This window comes from Xenorhabdus griffiniae, assembly GCF_037265215.1.
GTDB classification, from domain to species: Bacteria; Pseudomonadota; Gammaproteobacteria; order Enterobacterales; family Enterobacteriaceae; genus Xenorhabdus; species Xenorhabdus griffiniae.
Map to the genome: position 1 here is coordinate 1,828,968 of NZ_CP147737.1, position 17,897 is coordinate 1,846,864.

General features: G+C 41.9%; 15 protein-coding genes. 8 read left to right on the top strand and 7 right to left on the bottom strand.

Annotated features, from left to right (window positions below):
* Positions 1–553: 553 nt before the first annotated feature.
* Positions 554–1,666 (bottom strand): YcbX family protein, encoded by a 1,113-nt coding sequence (locus WDV75_RS08125; protein WP_273557307.1) that lies wholly within the window; start codon positions 1,664–1,666, stop codon positions 554–556.
* A 138-nt stretch (positions 1,667–1,804) separates the two neighbouring features.
* Here WDV75_RS08125 and rlmKL point away from each other — a divergent pair, with 138 nt between their 5' ends.
* The 6 genes from rlmKL to rmf all read left to right on the top strand — a co-directional run bounded on the left by rlmKL (position 1,805) and on the right by rmf (position 9,743).
* A complete protein-coding gene (gene rlmKL / locus WDV75_RS08130) occupies positions 1,805–3,940 on the top strand; it encodes a bifunctional 23S rRNA (guanine(2069)-N(7))-methyltransferase RlmK/23S rRNA (guanine(2445)-N(2))-methyltransferase RlmL (protein ID WP_273557405.1) in 2,136 nt (711 codons plus the stop codon).
* 4 nt (positions 3,941–3,944) lie between these two features.
* Positions 3,945–5,855: an ABC transporter ATP-binding protein gene (locus WDV75_RS08135; RefSeq protein ID WP_273557308.1), complete on the top strand. Its 1,911-nt coding sequence runs from the start codon at positions 3,945–3,947 to the stop codon at positions 5,853–5,855.
* Between the two features lie 103 nt (positions 5,856–5,958).
* Positions 5,959–7,173 carry a membrane integrity-associated transporter subunit PqiA gene (gene pqiA, locus WDV75_RS08140; RefSeq protein ID WP_338861201.1) on the top strand — a complete coding sequence of 405 codons (1,215 nt, stop codon included), beginning with the start codon at positions 5,959–5,961 and terminating at the stop codon, positions 7,171–7,173.
* A gap of 1 nt (position 7,174) precedes the next feature.
* Positions 7,175–8,824, top strand: a complete 1,650-nt coding sequence (gene pqiB / locus WDV75_RS08145) for an intermembrane transport protein PqiB (RefSeq protein WP_420497477.1) — start codon at positions 7,175–7,177, stop codon at positions 8,822–8,824.
* Positions 8,824–9,429 (top strand): membrane integrity-associated transporter subunit PqiC, encoded by a 606-nt coding sequence (gene pqiC / locus WDV75_RS08150; RefSeq protein WP_273557311.1) that lies wholly within the window; start codon positions 8,824–8,826, stop codon positions 9,427–9,429. Before pqiB ends, pqiC begins: the two co-directional genes overlap by 1 nt.
* Positions 9,430–9,584: 155 nt before the next feature.
* Entirely contained in the window at positions 9,585–9,743 is a 159-nt protein-coding gene (rmf, locus tag WDV75_RS08155) for a ribosome modulation factor (protein WP_074018263.1), read from the top strand.
* Positions 9,744–9,803: 60 nt separating this feature from the next.
* On the opposite strand, the gene fabA is transcribed toward rmf, so the two are convergent.
* Both fabA and WDV75_RS08165 read right to left on the bottom strand, forming a co-directional pair.
* Positions 9,804–10,322 carry a bifunctional 3-hydroxydecanoyl-ACP dehydratase/trans-2-decenoyl-ACP isomerase gene (gene fabA, locus WDV75_RS08160; RefSeq protein WP_193851357.1) on the bottom strand — a complete coding sequence of 173 codons (519 nt, stop codon included), beginning with the start codon at positions 10,320–10,322 and terminating at the stop codon, positions 9,804–9,806.
* An 85-nt stretch (positions 10,323–10,407) separates the two neighbouring features.
* Positions 10,408–12,138, bottom strand: a complete 1,731-nt coding sequence (locus WDV75_RS08165) for a Lon protease family protein (RefSeq protein WP_273557312.1) — start codon at positions 12,136–12,138, stop codon at positions 10,408–10,410.
* Between the two features lie 310 nt (positions 12,139–12,448).
* Here WDV75_RS08165 and matP point away from each other — a divergent pair, with 310 nt between their 5' ends.
* Positions 12,449–12,898 carry a macrodomain Ter protein MatP gene (matP, locus tag WDV75_RS08170; protein ID WP_189759270.1) on the top strand — a complete coding sequence of 150 codons (450 nt, stop codon included), beginning with the start codon at positions 12,449–12,451 and terminating at the stop codon, positions 12,896–12,898.
* 60 nt (positions 12,899–12,958) lie between these two features.
* On the opposite strand, the gene ompA is transcribed toward matP, so the two are convergent.
* Together ompA and sulA are read right to left on the bottom strand one after the other, a co-directional pair.
* Positions 12,959–14,077 (bottom strand): porin OmpA, encoded by a 1,119-nt coding sequence (gene ompA, locus WDV75_RS08175; protein WP_273557313.1) that lies wholly within the window; start codon positions 14,075–14,077, stop codon positions 12,959–12,961.
* A gap of 356 nt (positions 14,078–14,433) precedes the next feature.
* On the bottom strand, positions 14,434–15,006 hold the full coding sequence (sulA, locus tag WDV75_RS08180) for an SOS-induced cell division inhibitor SulA (RefSeq protein ID WP_273557314.1): 573 nt from the start codon (positions 15,004–15,006) through the stop codon (positions 14,434–14,436).
* A gap of 240 nt (positions 15,007–15,246) precedes the next feature.
* Here sulA and WDV75_RS08185 point away from each other — a divergent pair, with 240 nt between their 5' ends.
* Positions 15,247–15,870, top strand: coding sequence for a TfoX/Sxy family DNA transformation protein (locus tag WDV75_RS08185; protein WP_273557315.1), 624 nt, complete (start codon positions 15,247–15,249; stop codon positions 15,868–15,870).
* 131 nt (positions 15,871–16,001) lie between these two features.
* Here WDV75_RS08185 and WDV75_RS08190 read toward each other — a convergent pair whose 3' ends face one another.
* Together WDV75_RS08190 and WDV75_RS08195 are read right to left on the bottom strand one after the other, a co-directional pair.
* Positions 16,002–16,529, bottom strand: coding sequence for a nucleoside 2-deoxyribosyltransferase (locus WDV75_RS08190; RefSeq protein ID WP_273557316.1), 528 nt, complete (start codon positions 16,527–16,529; stop codon positions 16,002–16,004).
* Between the two features lie 139 nt (positions 16,530–16,668).
* On the bottom strand, positions 16,669–17,829 hold the full coding sequence (locus WDV75_RS08195; RefSeq protein WP_273557317.1) for a hypothetical protein: 1,161 nt from the start codon (positions 17,827–17,829) through the stop codon (positions 16,669–16,671).
* Positions 17,830–17,897 lie beyond the last annotated feature (68 nt).

Sequence of the window (17,897 nt, forward strand, 5' to 3'; positions counted from 1 at the left end):
TATTGAAAGTAATACAGTGTCTTATTAGATCTTGTTTTAAACGAGGATATTATAATTTTATTGTAAAATACTTATACCAATCCAACTTCAAGATACATGTAATTTCTCCCCGCGAAGCGGGGAGAAATCAGGTTTCATATCGTGTAGTAAATTGCAACTTGAAGTTTAATGCGTATAGATAAAAACTCAAAAAAAAGCACATAAATTCTAACAATGACATCATTTAAAAATGAAAATACAGAAAAACGTTGAGTATTCATTTTTTATTATTCTATATTTATGTCCTTTAGTTATAAATAGGCTTTCATAATACTGAGAGTATCAGATGTTGGCGTTCCTTACCCCGCGCGGAGCGCGGGGTAAGGAATACTCCTATCATTTTGAAACACTATTTATACCTATCTCACTTCAAGATGCGTGTGATTTCTCCCCGCTTCGCGGTCAGGTTTCATATGATGCGTCTTATATCTCCCCACGTAGTGGAGAGATATAAACAATCACATTGATTTGCAAGCTGCAACTTGAGGTTGGATTGGTAATATATTATTAATGTTTATCTTAGTTCGATGACTAAATCATTTTGAGGAATACAGCTACATGCCAGAATTTTTCCATTATCCTTAATGGATGTCGATTTCAGTGGCAATACGTCCCCTTTAACCAAGGATATCTTACAGGAACCACAAATTCCGGCACGACATGAATAGGGAATTTGAATACCTTGATCTTCGAGTTGTTCTAAAATAATTTGCTGATTATTGCCAATAAAACGTTGTCCATTGAATTCAATAGCAACGGACTGTTGAGCATCTTCCTTTATAGGTAAATCGGTTGCTTGTTCACCACTACCATATTCACGTGGTGTTCTCTTTTCTAAAATGGTAACTCGATCCCCAACTCGAATAATGCCGCTGTTACGGGCAATGGCATTCTGTCCAAAATCAACCGCACCATTTTCTTTGGCTGTTCTGAAAGATTGCAGGGTAGCCAGTGGCTCACTTTGCGGATTTTTGCGGCCTTTTTCGGGGCTGACTGTGGTCAAAATACAGCGACTGCACGGTTTTGGCAGATCAAAAACAATATCGCCAATTTGGATAGTTTGCCAGCTATCTTCTTCAAAAGGAGCGGCACCTGTGACAATGATATTGGCACGGAATTGTTCTATTTTAATACTGGCAGGACAGCGTTGTTGCAAGGCATGAAAAGAGGCTTCATTGATAATTAAATAGGGAAAACCATCTGCGAATGATAAAGAAATATCGGGGAATTTCTTGACCCGTCGAGTTAGTTCTTCACTGAGCCAGCGTAGTTGTACCGGCTTATCAAAAAAGCCACTGAGCCAATTATTCACCCTCTCAGGAGCAACTAACGCGGTAAAATGATTTCCCCAAACTTCAGTGGGGAGGCGCTCTTCTTTAAAATCATTGTAAAGTACAGTAGCGCTTTCTCCGTTTGGTGCCTGCAAATACAGACCGTTATGCAGCATAGTTGGAGTAAATAGCAACATCTGCGGATATTGGCGGGCAGTAATAAACGTGCCGTTTGTTGTGGTGATCATAAAATTGCGATCAAACATCAGGCCACTTTCATTAACGAGAGAATGAGAAAGTTGTGATCCACGCATGGATTTGACGGGGTAGGTATAGAGGCGCGACAGCGTTAACATCCATTATCTCCCAAATATTTTTGTCTTTGCTAAAGCATTTTTATCTTTATTGTGTCAGCAACTTTAGGACATGTCGAAGGTATTGGCTATAATGTGCCACAATTTTTTTGGTGGTGAACTTTTGTGATGATTAATAAGATGAACTCTCTCTTTGCCAGCACAGCACGTGGACTGGAAGAACTATTAAAGAACGAACTGGAAATCCTGGGAGCGCAATCTTGCAAGATTGCCCAAGGTGGGGTTCATTTTCAAGGCGATGATCGGGTGATGTATAAAAGTTTGCTGTGGAGCAGACTGGCATCCCGTATCCTGATGCCGCTTAACGAATTTAACGTTTATAGTGATTTGGATCTGTATCTTGGTGTCCAGTCCATTGACTGGAGCGAGATTTTCTCAGTTGATAGTACGTTCTCTGTTCATTTCAGCGGCACGAATGAGGAGATCAGAAATACACAATATGGCGCATTGAAAGTGAAAGACGCTATTGTCGATAGTTTTATGCGCAAAATCAAACAACGTCCTGATGTTGCGAAACAACAGCCAGATGTCCGTATCCATGTTTTCCTAAATAAAGAGAAGGCCATCGTATCACTCGATTTGAGTGGAGATAGCCTGCATATCCGTGGTTACCGTGATCTGGCTGGACAGGCACCACTGAAAGAAAACCTTGCCGCAGCGATTATTTTACGTTCTGGCTGGCAGGCAGGAACACCAATGGTTGATCCCATGTGTGGCTCAGGAACGTTGCTAATCGAAGCGGCCATGATGGCAGCAGATTGCGCTCCTGGCTTGTATCGCCAGCATTGGGGCTTCACATCATGGTTACAATTCAATGAAACAATCTGGCGTGAAGTCACTACAGAGGCACAGGTCCGTTTCCGTAAGGGGTTACAGGAAACGACTTCCCGTTTTTTTGGAACGGATATTGATCGCCGAGTCATGGATATGGCACGTTCAAATGCACGTAGGGCAGGGGTATCCCAATTGATCCAGTTCCAACAAGGAGATGCCAGCAAACTGGAAAATCCCTTGCTGGAAGGACCAGAGGGAACGGTATTAAGCAACCCGCCTTATGGAGAGCGTCTTGAAAGTGAACCTGCACTGATCGCGTTGCATAGTGTATTTGGTCGCGTGATGAAAGCTCGCTTCCCTGGCTGGCGTTTATCACTGTTCAGTGCTTCGCCGGAATTGTTGGGTTGTTTACAATTACGCGCAGAGCGTGAATTTAAAGCTAAAAATGGTCCTCTGGATTGTATCCAAAAGAATTATGTCATCCAGAAAAGTGAACAGCTAGCGGATAAACCGCAGTCATTGGATACAGGTATCGCGGAGGATTATGCTAACCGTTTGCGTAAAAATGAGAAAAAAATCAGCAAATGGGCCAAGCAGCAAGGTATTGATTGTTACCGTTTATATGATGCAGATTTACCTGAATACAATGTTGCTGTTGATCGCTATGCCGATAAAATCGTTGTGCAAGAATATGCCCCGCCGAAATCTGTGGATGCCAATAAAGCCCGTCAGCGCCTGTTTGATGTGATCAGTGCAACAATGAATGTGCTCAACTTATCATCCAACCAACTGATTTTGAAAACTCGCCAACGTCAGAAAGGCAAAAGCCAGTATGAAAAAATGGCTGAGAAGCAAGAATTCCTTTTGGTTAACGAATATGGTGCAAAATTCTGGGTTAACCTGACCGATTATCTGGATACAGGATTATTCCTTGATCACCGTATTGCCCGCAAAAAATTGGGTGAAATGAGCCGAGGCAAGGATTTTCTTAACTTATTTGCCTATACCGGTTCAGCGACAGTTCATGCAGGATTGGGGGGGGCGCGTTCGACAACCACGGTAGATATGTCCCGCACTTATCTTGAATGGGCAGAGAAAAATTTACAGGCGAATGGCTTAACGGGACGTCAGCATCGTTTGATTCAGGCCGATTGTCTGGGATGGTTAGCGCAGACCCGTGAACAATTCGATGTTATCTTTATTGATCCGCCAACATTTTCTAACTCCAAGCGAATGGAAAATACTTTTGACGTTCAGCGTGATCACATCGAATTAATGAAACAATTAAAACGTCTGTTACGTCCGGGTGGAACCTTAATGTTCTCCAACAATAAACGGGGTTTTAAAATGGATTTTGCTGAATTAAATAAGTTAGGTCTGGTTGCAAACGAAATAACAGAAAAAACGTTATCTCAGGATTTTGCCCGTAACCGTCAGATCCATAACTGCTGGTTGCTGCATCACGCTGGCGAGGAAAAATAACATTATGTCATTGATTAGTTTATCCGGTGCTTGCTTATCATTCAGTGATGCACCGCTGTTGGATAATGCTGAACTGCATATCGAAGAAAACGAAAGAGTCTGTTTGGTTGGGCGCAATGGTGCGGGAAAATCCACATTGTTGCGTGTATTGGCAAAAGAACAACCACTGGATGATGGCTTGGTTATTTATGAACAAGATCTGATTGTTGCGCGCTTACAGCAAGATCCTCCCCGTGACGTAGAAGGTACGGTGTTTGATTTTGTTGCGGAAGGGGTAAAAGAGCAGGCTGAATATATCAAAGCGTTCCACCATGTTTCGCGTTTGGTAGAAACCGATCCTAGCGAGAAAAATCTCAACCATTTGGCAGAGCTACAGGAAGTGCTGGATATCCGTGGCTTATGGTCATTGGATAGCCGGATTAGTGATGTATTAAAACAACTCTCCTTGCCAGCAGAAGCGAAACTCTCTTCATTGTCTGGTGGTTGGCTGCGTAAGGCAGCACTGGGCAGGGCGCTGGTTTGTTCTCCAAAAGTGTTGTTTCTTGATGAACCAACTAACCATCTTGATATTGATACTATCGAATGGTTGGAGAATTTCCTGAAAGACTTCAACGGCAGTCTTGTGTTCATTTCTCATGACCGTTCATTCATTCGCAACATGGCGACACGTATTGTTGATCTGGATCGCGGAAAGCTGACCTCATGGCCGGGCAATTACGATAAGTATCTTGAGGGAAAAGAAGAAGCACTGCGGGTTGAAGAGCTGCAGAATGCCGAATTTGACAAAAAACTGGCGCAGGAAGAAGTTTGGATCCGCCAGGGAATTAAAGCACGGCGTACTCGTAATGAAGGTCGGGTAAGGGCATTGAAAGCATTACGTATGGAACGTGCTGAACGCCGCAATGTTATGGGAACAGCGAAAATGCAGGTCGAAGAAGCGACTCGTTCCGGTAAGATTGTATTTGAAATGGAAAATGTGAATTACCAGATTGGTGATAAAACATTGGTCAAAAATTTTTCGGCTCAAGTTCAACGTGGCGACAAAATTGCATTAGTGGGGCCAAATGGCTGTGGTAAGACAACATTATTAAAATTAATGCTGGGCGATCTGTCAGCAGACAGTGGTCGCATTCATTGTGGTACAAAACTTGAAGTGGCTTACTTTGATCAGCACCGTGCCGCACTGGATCCTGATAAGACGGTTATGGATAACCTCGCTGAAGGTAAGCAGGAAGTGATGGTCAATGGACGTTCCCGTCATGTATTGGGTTATTTGCAGGATTTCCTTTTCCATCCCAAACGGGCGATGACCCCTGTACGCGCGTTGTCTGGTGGTGAGCGCAATCGCCTGTTGCTAGCTCGTCTATTCTTGAAACCAAGCAACTTGCTTATTCTTGATGAACCGACCAATGACCTTGATGTTGAAACCTTGGAGTTACTTGAAGAACTCGTTGATAGCTATACCGGAACGGTGATTTTGGTCAGCCATGACCGTCAATTTGTTGATAATTCAGTCACTGAATGCTGGATTTTTGAAGGCAATGGTGAAATCAACCATTATACGGGAGGATATTACGATGCCCAGCAGCAACAGGCACAAACCGTTTCCTTGCGTCAAGCTTCAGAGAAAAAGGTGAGTGTTGAAAACAAGGCAGTGAAGCCGAAACAATCACCTAAACGAACAAACAATAAGATAAGTTACCATTTACTGCGTGAATTGGAACAACTACCATTATTGTTAGAGAAATTAGAAGAAGAGATCAATACATTGCAATCTCAGGTCAGTGACCCGGAATTCTTCAATCAATCACATGAAATTACGCAGCATGTTCTAAATGAACTGGCAAATAAAGAACAAGAATTGGAAAAAGCGTTTGATCGCTGGCAGGAATTGGAAATGATGAAAAATGGATAATAGCTGCCGCATAAAAGAAACTTGTGGGTTTTGCTAAAGGAGAAACACTTTGTGTTCCAATAACCACCAGCATGACAAGCTGGTTCTTTGTCCCCAGTGTGACATGCTGGTGGCTGTGCCTGATTTGGAACAAGGAAAAAAGGCGGTTTGTCCACGGTGTAATACGTTATTGACAGCAAGGTGGAGAGAGCCGCGTAATCAACCAACAGGCTATGCATTAAGCGCATTAATTATGCTTTTTCTCGCTTGCCTGTTTCCTTTTGTTAGCATGAGTGTGGCGGGGATGGTGAGTGAGATAAAGTTGACTCAGATCCCCAGCGTCATGTTCAACGAAGACTATTCCAGCATGGCTGCGATTTTTTTGATCTTCGTTCAGCTTGTGCCGACATTTTGCATGGTTGCCATCATCATCTTATGTCAGAACGTCAAAATGGCGCGTCGCTTAAAAATAGAGTTGGCGCACATTTTGTTTAAAATGAAAACATGGTGCATGGCAGAAATCTTCCTTGCGGGCGTGTTGGTCAGCTTTGTTAAGCTTATGGCACATGGTGAAATCAGCATTGGCCTGAGTTTTTTTCCTTACTGTCTGTTTTGTCTGTTTCAGGTCAGAGCATTTCAGTGTCTTGACCGGCATTGGTTTTGGAATGAAATTGCGCCGGCACCTAAAGTTTGCCATACCTTGCAGGCCGGAAAACCTGGCCTGGTGCAAGGTGTCCGGCTTTGCCAGAGTTGTACCGCTATCTTGCCCGCCCAACAATTTCGGTGCCCCCGATGCCATACCAAGGGGGACGCCCGCCGCCGCAATAGTCTTCAGTGCACAATGGCACTACTGATAACATCAGTCATACTTTATATTCCAGCGAATGTTTTACCTATCATGGTGACCCAGGCACTGGGACAGCAAATTAATTCCACCATTCTGGAAGGGATTATTTTGCTTTGGGGCGCTGGCTCATATCCGGTTGCAATGGTTATTTTTATTGCCAGTATCATGATACCGTTATTGAAAATGTTAGCTATTGGTTGGTTATGCTGGGATGCAAAAAGTCAAACGAGCCATGATTCCGAAAAGATGCATTTTATTTATGAAATGGTGGAGTTTGTTGGGCGTTGGTCAATGATTGATGTCTTCGTTATTGCCGTCCTGTCCGCGTTGGTTTGCATGGGACAACTGATGAGTATTTATCCTGCTCTGGGGGCAGTTCTGTTTGCTCTGGTTGTTATTTTGACGATGTTTGCATCAATCATGTTCGATCCGCGTTTAACTTGGGACAAAGCCAATCGTAAATTTGAGCGACATAAGAATGAGGAGTTGTAAGGTGACGGATAAAGAAGAAGATCTGACTCAGGCCAGAATTCGTAAACTGAAGAATTGGTCACCTGTATGGATCGTACCAATTATCACTGTGCTGATTGGGGCTTGGATACTGTTTTATCATTTCAGTCATCAGGGGCCAGAAGTCACATTGATTACTTCCAATGCTGAAGGTATTGAGGCCGGTAAAACTAAAATTAAAAGCCGCAGTGTTGACGTTGGTGTTGTCGAAAGTGTCTCTTTGAGCGAAAACTTGGGGCAAGTTATCATTAAAGCCCGCCTAAACGATGGGATGAGTCGCTTGCTACGCACAGATACAGCTTTCTGGGTTGTGAAACCCCAGATTGGGCGTGAAGGCGTTTCTGGTCTGAGTACATTGCTGTCTGGTGTTTTCATCGAACTACAGCCCGGCACACAAGGCGAAGAAGAAAACCGCTTTTCATTGCTTGATGCCCCACCGCTGGCTTCCCCTGATGCAAAAGGTATTCGTCTGATTCTGACCAGTGAAGCCGCCGGGCGATTAACTCCCGGAGATCCCGTGCTATTTAGGGGATACCGAGTGGGATCAGTTGAGGCCGGTACTTTTGATCCGACATCCCGATTGGTTCGTTACCAAATTTTCGTTAAATCACCTTATGACGCTTTACTGACTACAAATGTCAGATTCTGGAAAGACAGCGGCGTCACATTTGATATGTCATCACAAGGTATACGGGTTGAAATGGCTTCATTATCAACCTTGTTTGGGGGCGGTGTTAGTTTTGATGTACCCAAAGGTTGGGAGCTGGGCGATCCAGTAAAGGAAAAGGAGATCTTTAAACTCTACGATAGCGAGAAAAGTATCCAAAACGCACTGTATACAGAACATACAGACTTTTTGTTGTTTTTCTCTGATTCTGTGCGTGGTTTACAACCAGGAGCGCCTGTCGAATTCCGTGGTATCCGGGTAGGAACGGTAGCAAGAGTGCCTTTTTATAGTGAAGATATTAAGCAGCGCATCGACAATGACTTCCGTATTCCTGTATTAATCCATATCGAGCCTGGTCGATTTGTGAAAGAGTTAGGTAATGGATTCAACACAGATAAAGAATTGAAGGACACTATCGGCAGGGGATTGAGAGCGACCTTGAAACCGGGCAATTTACTCACAGGTGCGTTGTTTATTGATCTGGACTTTTTCACTAATGAGGAACCCTGGAAAGGCCCCTATGAAATCGCGGGTTATAAGACCTTGCCTACAGTAAGTAGTGGTTTGGCGCAAATTCAACAAAAAGTCATGGCGGTGCTGGATAAGATCAACAATATGCCGATTGAACCGACGCTTGTTCAGGCAACACAGACGCTTAAAGAAAGTCAAAAAGCAATCAAAACAGCGCAGAAAACAATGGATGAATTAAATCGTATTCTTGCGAGTAAGGAAGCACAGGGACTCCCTAAAGATATACAAAATACATTGCATGAGTTGAACCGCAGTATGCAGGAGCTTCAGCCAGGCTCACCCGCTTATAGTAAGCTGATGGATAATATGCAACAGTTGGAACTGGTATTACGTGAATTGCAACCTGTTTTGAAGACGCTCAATAACAAGAGTAATGCATTGGTATTTGAAGCCGAAGCGATAAAAGATCCTGAACCCAAAAAGGCGCCTAACTGATGAAAAAATTGATTTCAAAATTGGCATTTTTTATTTCCGCCAGTGTGATTATTGTTGGAAGTGGGCTTATTGCGGGATGCAGCGGTAGCCAGCCACTAAAAACATATTATCAGTTACCGGTTCTGGCTAACCAGGTATCGCAGGAAGGCAAATTGGGAGCCAAACATGAACGGCAGTTATGGATAAAAAAAGTTAGCCTTTCTGACTACCTTGCTGCTCCAGGCATTGTATATCAGACAGGAGAGGTGAGCTATATCAATGCATCGAACCATTTATGGGCCAGCCCGTTGCAGCAACAGTTACAACAAATATTAATTTCAGAACTGAGTGCCGCATTTCCACATCGTTTGGTTTCTCAGCAGGAATTAGAAAAAGACGCAGATGCTCTGGATATCACAATAACTGCTTTTCACGGGCGCTATGATGGTCAGGTATTAATTGAAGGCTATTGGCTATTATCTAACCCAGACCGAGTAATTAGGCGGCCATTCAGCCTTAAGTTGAAACAGGAAAAAGATGGCTATGCTGAATTAGTGCTTACATTAGCTAAGGGTTATAGCCAGTTAGTCAAATCCATAGCCAGGCAACTCTCTTTGCAACATTAACCGAATATGCATAGCTTTGTGTGATATACATTTATGAGGGGAAATCACTAAATAGGTTTTCATAATACTCCTATCATTTTGAAACGCTATTTGGAGAAAACCGGATAAAAACGATCATTGTTTTATCTTCATAGTAACAAGTGAGGAAGTAAGGCATGAAAAGACAGAAAAGAGACCGTTTAGCAAGAGCACTTTCCAGAGGCTATCATGCGGGCATTTTGGGACGGCCACGGGAACATTGTCCTTATCATTCATTGGATGCCCGTTCGTATTGGTTAGGGGGATGGCGTCAAGCGCAAGAAGATCGTGTGTGAGTTAAGCAAAAGAACAAAACACCTCCGCTACTGCGGAGGTGAAACTATAATAACCGTTGATTAAAAGGCACTAGTATCCTTAAACAAGCCGACTTTCAAATCAGTCGCCGTATAAATCAGTTTGCCATCTACCAGAACTTCACCGTCAGCCAGGCCCATAATTAATTTGCGATTAATGACCCGCTTAAGATTAATGCGATAGGTCACTTTTTTGGCTGTTGGTAATACCTGGCCCGTAAATTTGACTTCCCCAACACCAAGTGCACGGCCTTTGCCTTCTCCACCGATCCAGCCCAGGAAGAAACCGACAAGCTGCCACATGGCATCCAGGCCAAGACAGCCGGGCATGACAGGATCATTAACAAAATGACAATCGAAAAACCACAACTCAGGGTTGATATCGAGTTCAGCCTCGATATACCCCTTATCGTAAATACCGCCGGTCTCTGTCATTTTTGTGACACGATCCATCATCAGCATATTACCAGAAGGCAGCGGTGGCCCATTTTCACCAAACAATTTACCTTGCCCAGAGGCTTGAAGTTCTTCTTTCGTGTAGGACTCTTGTTTTTTAAACATATTCTCAGATAGCCTTATAATCATGTAGGGCTAGAGAATAGCGTACACTTGTACGCCCAACAACTCCGATCAGATAACAATGGAGTCAATCTAGCCAGCGGAGAAACCAAGGAAGCCGAGGTCGTTCTTGAATATTAGCTTGTGTAATGCGTTCACGTATTATAGCTAACAAGTGTTCTTTTTGTGGATCATAATACGGAATACCCGTCAACAATGATATCGTTTCAGAAACATGCTCGACTGCCCAAATATGAAATTGCTCATTCTTTACCGCATCAATAACATCTTGATTTAAGCACAAATGTTGAACATTTGCGGTTGGAATAATGACACCCTGATGACCGGTTAGCCCTCGGTAGTGACATATACGGAAGAAACCCTCAATTTTTTCATTGACGCCACCAATAGGTTGGACATAACCAAATTGATCGACAGCACCAGTAACGGCAATTTGTTGATCGATAGGTTGTTGTGACAACGCGCTGATGAGAGCACATAATTCGGCGAGTGAAGCACTGTCTCCGTCTACTTCACCATAGGATTGTTCAAATACAATCGAAGCGGAGAACGGTTGTGGTTGCTCTAATTTCAATTCAGAAATTAAATAAGCCTGCATGATCATCATACCCTTTGCATGAATATTGCCGCCTAATTCAACCTTGCGTTCTACATCGGTAAATTCTCCATCCCCTAAATGGGCAACACAACTGATACGGGAAGGTTCACCTATTGGATCAGGATGGCCAGGATACTCGAGTACGGATAACCCATTGATTTGGCCGATAACTGAACCTTGCGTGTGAATCAAGATCTGGCCTTTTAGCATTTCATCTATGCTGCGTTCAGCCAAATAACTATGACGCCAGATGCGATTATCTTCCGCTTGTTGCAGAGAATGTTTGGAGATCTGCTTTTCCTGCTGATAATTGGCTGCGGCTGCCAATTTTTGCTGTATCCATTGAAGATCCAGAGGTAACCGGAATTGATCTTCTGTGTAACGGGTAGCAAGTTTAATCAACTCAGGCCAGGCATCGCTACTTAATGGCGGCAAGTTTTGTTGCTGAATGATGCCATTAACGTACTGGCACCATCTTGTCAGGTCATCTTCTGCATGGAAGGGCATATCCAGTTCAAATTCGCCATACAATGCGCTGCTTGCGAGTTCAGGTTCAATGGCCTGTAACTCTTCAAGACTGAGCCTGTCACCAACTAAAATCAGACGCAGATCCAATTCCATGGACGGTATCGGCAATGGCAGGGAACGATTTTCATCATGTGACAGCCAGTCAAAACGGCGCTGAATAATCATCTGCTTGAGACGAACCCACATCAATGGCTGAGAAAGCAGGGTGCGCAGAGGCAAAATCAAAATACCACCATTGACTTGATGGATAAGGCCTGGTTGCAGTTGAAGTATTCCTTGGTGTGTATAGACATTGCCAAATAATTGCTCTGGTTCAATCCATTCGCGGTAAGCCACGCGTTCAGTTGGTGCAAAAATCCCTTCCCCGGAAGCGTGCCAAGTGATGGTTTGATGCTCTATCTGGTAATAACCACCGATATTGGCACGGCTTTCCGGCAGCAAAGAAGAAACAGTATTGGATAAAAGAGACAGATAAACATCACTCTCTTCTGCTTTCAGCAGCATAAAAGGTTGACGCAGGGAGGCTTGACAGAAAAGGGATAACCCACTATGCAACCTGGGTTGAACCACATCCACTGTGATGGGGATCAATTCAGCGATAGAATTAAAGAGTGCCTGATAAGGCGCATTGTTTGGCTGTAATGCCTGCCAGTCTAGTTTTATATTCGTCAAAGTGATAGCTACATCATATAGTGAAAAGGGAAACGTTTATTATACAAGATTAGACAATGAACCAACATGCCAGAATTTTGTAATAAACGACATTTGAGCCAGTGCTTTCATTGCTTGTAAACTATGTCAATATTCTCTGTTGTTATATACACATTAAACTTCAAGTTGCAATTTACAACACGCTATGAAACCCGATTTTTTCCCGCTTCGCGGGAAGAAATCACACGCATCTTGAAGTTAGATTGGTATAGGCAATTTAAAGAAATAGTTGCTATGCTTGATCTAAGTTACGCTGTCACTGAGAGATGAAATGAAATATCAACAATTGGAAAATCTGGAATGTGGCTGGAAATGGGCTTATTTAGCAAAAAAACACCGTGAAGGTGAGCCGATTACTAAATACATTGAAAAAAGTGCTGCGCAAGATGCGATCAATGAATTGATGAATTTAGAACGTGAGCCAGTCAAGGTACTGAAATGGATTGCTCTGCATATGAATCCGGATTTGTCCAACCGAATGAAACAAACGATTCGGGCACGGCGTAAACGTCATTTTAATGCTGAACACCAACACTCGCGTAAGAAATCTATTGATCTGGATTTTCGTGTTTGGCAGCGGCTTTCAGCACTATCCCGACGTCGTGGCAATACCCTGTCAGAAACAATCATACAGCTATTGGAAGATGCTGAATATCGGGAAAAGTATACTCACCAAATGTCGAGTTTAAAGCAAGATCTGGAAGCAATATTAGGGAAATAAGTCTACCGATAAAAAACCCCATTAAAAATGGGGTTTTTTAATAACTTGATTAGAATAGCATTATTGAGCCGCTTTTGGCTGAGTCACAACTTCAGTAGTGCCCTGAATGTTGATGACTACGCGACGATCTGGAGCCAGGCAGTCGATAAGTTTAGAACGAACTTTAATTTTGTCACAGGTAGAGCCAGTGACAGGGTTTTCTTTACCGCGGCCTTCTGCCTGGATACTATCTGCCGGGATACCTTTAGCAACCAGATAATTTACCACAGACTGAGCACGTTTCTGAGACAGTGGCAGGTTGTAATTTTGGCTGCCGATACGGTCAGTGTGACCGACTACCAGAACCTTGCCCTGGGTTGGATCGATTTTAGCCAGGTGGTTATAAAGGTTGTCCAGTTCGTGCTGACCTTCTGCTTTCAGTGTTGATTTGTTGAAATTGAACAGAACATCAGAGCGCAGGGTAAAGCTCTTGCTTTCAACGACAGGCGCTGGTGCTGGCACAACTGGAGGTGCGGCTGGGGTAACGACTGGCGCAGCTTCATCTTGTCCGAAACGGTAGGAAACACCCACACTCAGCAGGCCGTTATCTGGGCGGGCACCAACGGTAGTAGCATCACCGATGTTGTTAACCCACTGATAGTCCAGACGGGTTGCCAGATTTTTGGTCAATGCGTATTCGACACCAATCGCGGCCAGAGGAGAAACACCTTTGTCATCGTTTTTCAGTCTACGTTGATCTTTTGGACCGGTTCCAGCTAATGCATTGGAATTGTAGGTCGCTGAGGAATCTGCACGCCATAACATACCACCAAGGCGGGTATAAATATCCAGATTGTCCAGCACTGGGTAGCTCAGTTTAGTCGTCAGTTGAATGCCCTGGGCACGGAAAGCACCATTATCAGTGCTACCTTTATAAGCGATGCGCCCTAACCAATCGTAACCTAATTCAAAGCCCAAGTATGGGGTTGCTTGATAGCCGACATAAGCACCCGCACCTAACTGGTTTTTATGGGGAGAACCATTGCCAATTCGGTTATCATAACCATTACCGTAGAAATTTACGTCATGGTATTGAGACCAACCCAGCTTAGCGCCGGTATACCAAGTGTTGTCCTTTGGAGCTGCTTGAGCAACAGTTGCGAAAGCTGCTACTGCCACTGCGATAGCTGTCTTTTTCATTTTACGCCTCGTTATCATCCAAATAGGCAATTGGCTTTAAAAGCCTTATTGTTAGCCACTGGTTAAAATGTTCTGTTAGGTTACCATGCTTTAATCAGAAGATGTGTTCTGAAATATAAGAGCGGTAAGCACAATGCCCTAAACTGTGTAAAGTCTACAACGAAGTTAAAAAGTTACAAGTACACTGTGACTCATGACACAAAAAATTTAATTAACGACTGACAAAACATAAGTTTTTTTGACGAATATTTACAATGCTTACCGTATTAATATATTGATTTTCATTACAAACAATAATCATTGTCAATGAGTAGCTTATTTTTCGTAAAAAATATTGAGATTAATCCTAATTTAAGTCAATGATAATAGTATGAGTAAATTTGTAGCTTATTCGCTTGTGCCATAAACGGATGTGATAATTTTTGTGGTCGCATAATAAAACCGAGAGTAATACCCCTTTGTGCGGCTATTTGTAGCGTATTTAATTGATATTCTGATAATTCCGGTAACCAACCTAATACAATACTATAATTGCCGCTTGCCAACGCTTTTTCCATGGCACTAATTGAAGCAACAGGACGGATTTGGTTTAGCTGGACAACTTTATTTAAGGGAAGTCCGGTATCTATTAACCATTGGCGGCTTAACTTCTTATTAGGATTTAGCCAAAGTAACCAACGATTTTCCTTTCCTGACTGGTGCAATAAAGGAAGAAGAATGTGATTAATGACTGGCTGGTGTTCATTGTAAACCAGTTCACTGACTATGCCCTTTATCGTGTGTGAGGTGTATTGATGTGGTTGTGCAAAAGACACGCTTTTCATGGTCATCCCAACCATTTTTTTGTCTGTTTTATGTTCGTTCACTGTTGTGCTGGCTGCTGCTGTTTTTTTCTCAGTGAGAGATCTCCATGCTGATCGGGTGTTCATAATGTTCCTCGCCACAATAAACTGTATATTTATACAGTATAACGCTATTTGATTAAAAGCAAGCCTCTTTTTTTCAAAGCGCTTCGCAAAAATTTACAGAAATTAGGATTTTTCGGGCTTAACGATTGGCAGTTGAAAATAGATTGCGTATGGTTTTAATTAATTGTTCTGGTTATCTATTTTATTAATAGAAGGCATGATTAAACATTACTTTGGAATGTGATTCATGGAGTGATAAAAATGTTTTTATCTGGAGCTCGTTTTGTTCAATTGCAACATGGTGTATCTTCACTGGGAAAACTTAAGAAGAAATCTCAATTTGGCGGTATTGGGTTATTAATTGATGATGTTTTATTTGCCATCAGTTCTGATGGAGAGCTTTATTTACGAGGAAATAGTCACGCTGAGATATTATTTAAAGCCAAGGGAATGGAAAAATTTATTTATTCAAAAAGAGGAATACCTGTAACATTGCGGTATTACCGTGTTAATGAATCAATTTGGCAGGATCAAACAAAATTATTTGAATATGTAAATTTAGCCTACCAATACACAATGAAAGAAATGATTAATAGACAAAAAATACCGCTTAGACTTAAAGATCTCCCTAATTTAGGGATCGTTTTAGAGAGGCAGTTATGGAAAGTAGGTATTTCTAAAGTCGAAGAATTAAGAATATTAGGGGCAAAAGCGACTTACCTTAAACTCCAGCAGAACCGAAAAAAAACAAATATCAGTTTGTTGCTTGCATTAGCAGGTGCAATAGAAGGCTGCCATGTTGCGGTATTACCAGAAAAATTACGTGATGAATTAATTAGCTGGCACAGCGAGCTGCTTCACTATAATTCAGATAATCATCCATAATGAGTGGATAGGGGCGTTAGCCCCTCAAACTTCAAGTTGCAATTTACAACACGCTATGAAGCCCGATATCTCCCCGCTTCGCGGGGAGCTATCACACGCATTTTGAAGTGAGATTGGTATATATCTTGGTTTCATGCGACGGCTGAAGATTTTGGGGTAATTTCCTTTTCCAGAATAGATTGAATCGTATGGCTTAATATAGCCGGATCATATACAAAATCATTCAGGGAAATATGATGAACTTGAGCAATAGCAGACAAACCTTTTAATAGATGGCTGGCCGAATTATCAAAGGGTTTTTCGGTGACTAAGATGATTGGACGTCTTAAGGCGGAAGCCCAACCCAATTCAATATGGGTACCATCTGTTCTCATTAACTGTTTCTGTTGGGGGCAAACGGGTAAAATGGCAACAAAAATGTCACATTGTTCCATCCATTGGCGGTCCCGCTGGGAAACTTCCTCTGGCGTAAATAAGTGTGTTGTTCCGCCAAATTGTTCTGTACGATGGGCTGAAAAAACGTCTGCACCAAGTGACTCCAGATGGTGAATAGCAGATTTAATGTGAACTTGTAAGTTATTGTCTAGTACCCTGAATTTCAATGCGTGTTGGATAGGGCCACCAACAAATACTTTAATATCAGAAAATATTATGGACATAGGTACGCCTCTTATGGAAATAAGCTTTAATATAGTATGAATAAATGATAATAATTTATTTCTTTATGCAAACATAAAAATTATTATTGGGATAAATGATGTTTTCATTATTGTGTTATACCTAAAGCATGGTTCTCTATTACAATTTTTGATTGGATATTCTATTTTCAATGTAATCAGCGATGATATCATCTGAGTTGTTTGGAGAAATAGTATGACAAGAAATAGTGTTGTTTTCTTCTTTTTTAAGAAATTGACTTATCTTATTGATGGCACGTTTTCTTTCTATAGGATTATTAATAAATAATTCATTGCATTTTTTAATTAATGCTAACCCCTCTTTCTCTGGCAGATATGGGGGTATATCAGGATAACCATATTCCGGTTGCCATAAGAAACCGTATTCATGACTATAATAATTTTGGAGATATACATCTAATTGTAATTGTTGACTATAGTTTTGCGGTGGTAAGAAAAAAACGTCTTTATGAAGAGTGACACATTCATAAAATGTTGTCAGGCCCGGATTGGCTAATACCTTACGGGCACGGTGTAATTTTTGCAGAAAATCATGCCTTGAGAAACAGCCAATATGAATATGAGGATGTGTTTTGGCAAATATTTCTGCCAGATTTACGATAGTTTTGCCTCCACCTGCAATAGTAATGTTGTTTTCATTTTGTAGTTGGGGAATAGACAACAACTCGTTGAGGAAATGATAATAAAAATCGGTTGTATCGGCGTAGACTGTATCAATGCCACCAAGAGTAATTAATATACCTTCTGGAGGATGGTCATCCATCATGCATCGTTGCAGAGAATTGTGAAGAATAGGGGGGATAACTTGATAATTACCAAGCTTATCATGGAATCTTTCAATATTGCGTTCTATTCCATGAAAGTCTTGAATAAATGTCTTTTCAGTTTTGTGCAGATCAACATGAAGATTATTCCACATCCAAAATAGCGTATCAATATAGATAATTGGTGTATTAAACGTTGAAACGAAATCAATCGAGTTAAGGTTAGTATTAATGATATACAAACTGGCACCAGAAATAAGCTCAGAATAGCGTGAAAGTTCTGTCGCCGAAGTGGTATCACATTCATAAATTTCATCAAATAAGCCGGATTTTTGACCTAATTGAGAAGAAGTCAGTGTACCTAATAAAATAAATTTAGTATCCGGTGTTAATTTATTTCGGCGCTTTAATTTCTCCACCACATTTAACGTGGTGGATATTGGGCCAAAACAGAATGGCTCTGCGTCAAAAATAATATATGGAATATTTTTTAACATATTGCTCTCTCATAAAGGAATATATGCATTAAACTTCAAGTCGTAATTTACAACATGAAACCTGATTT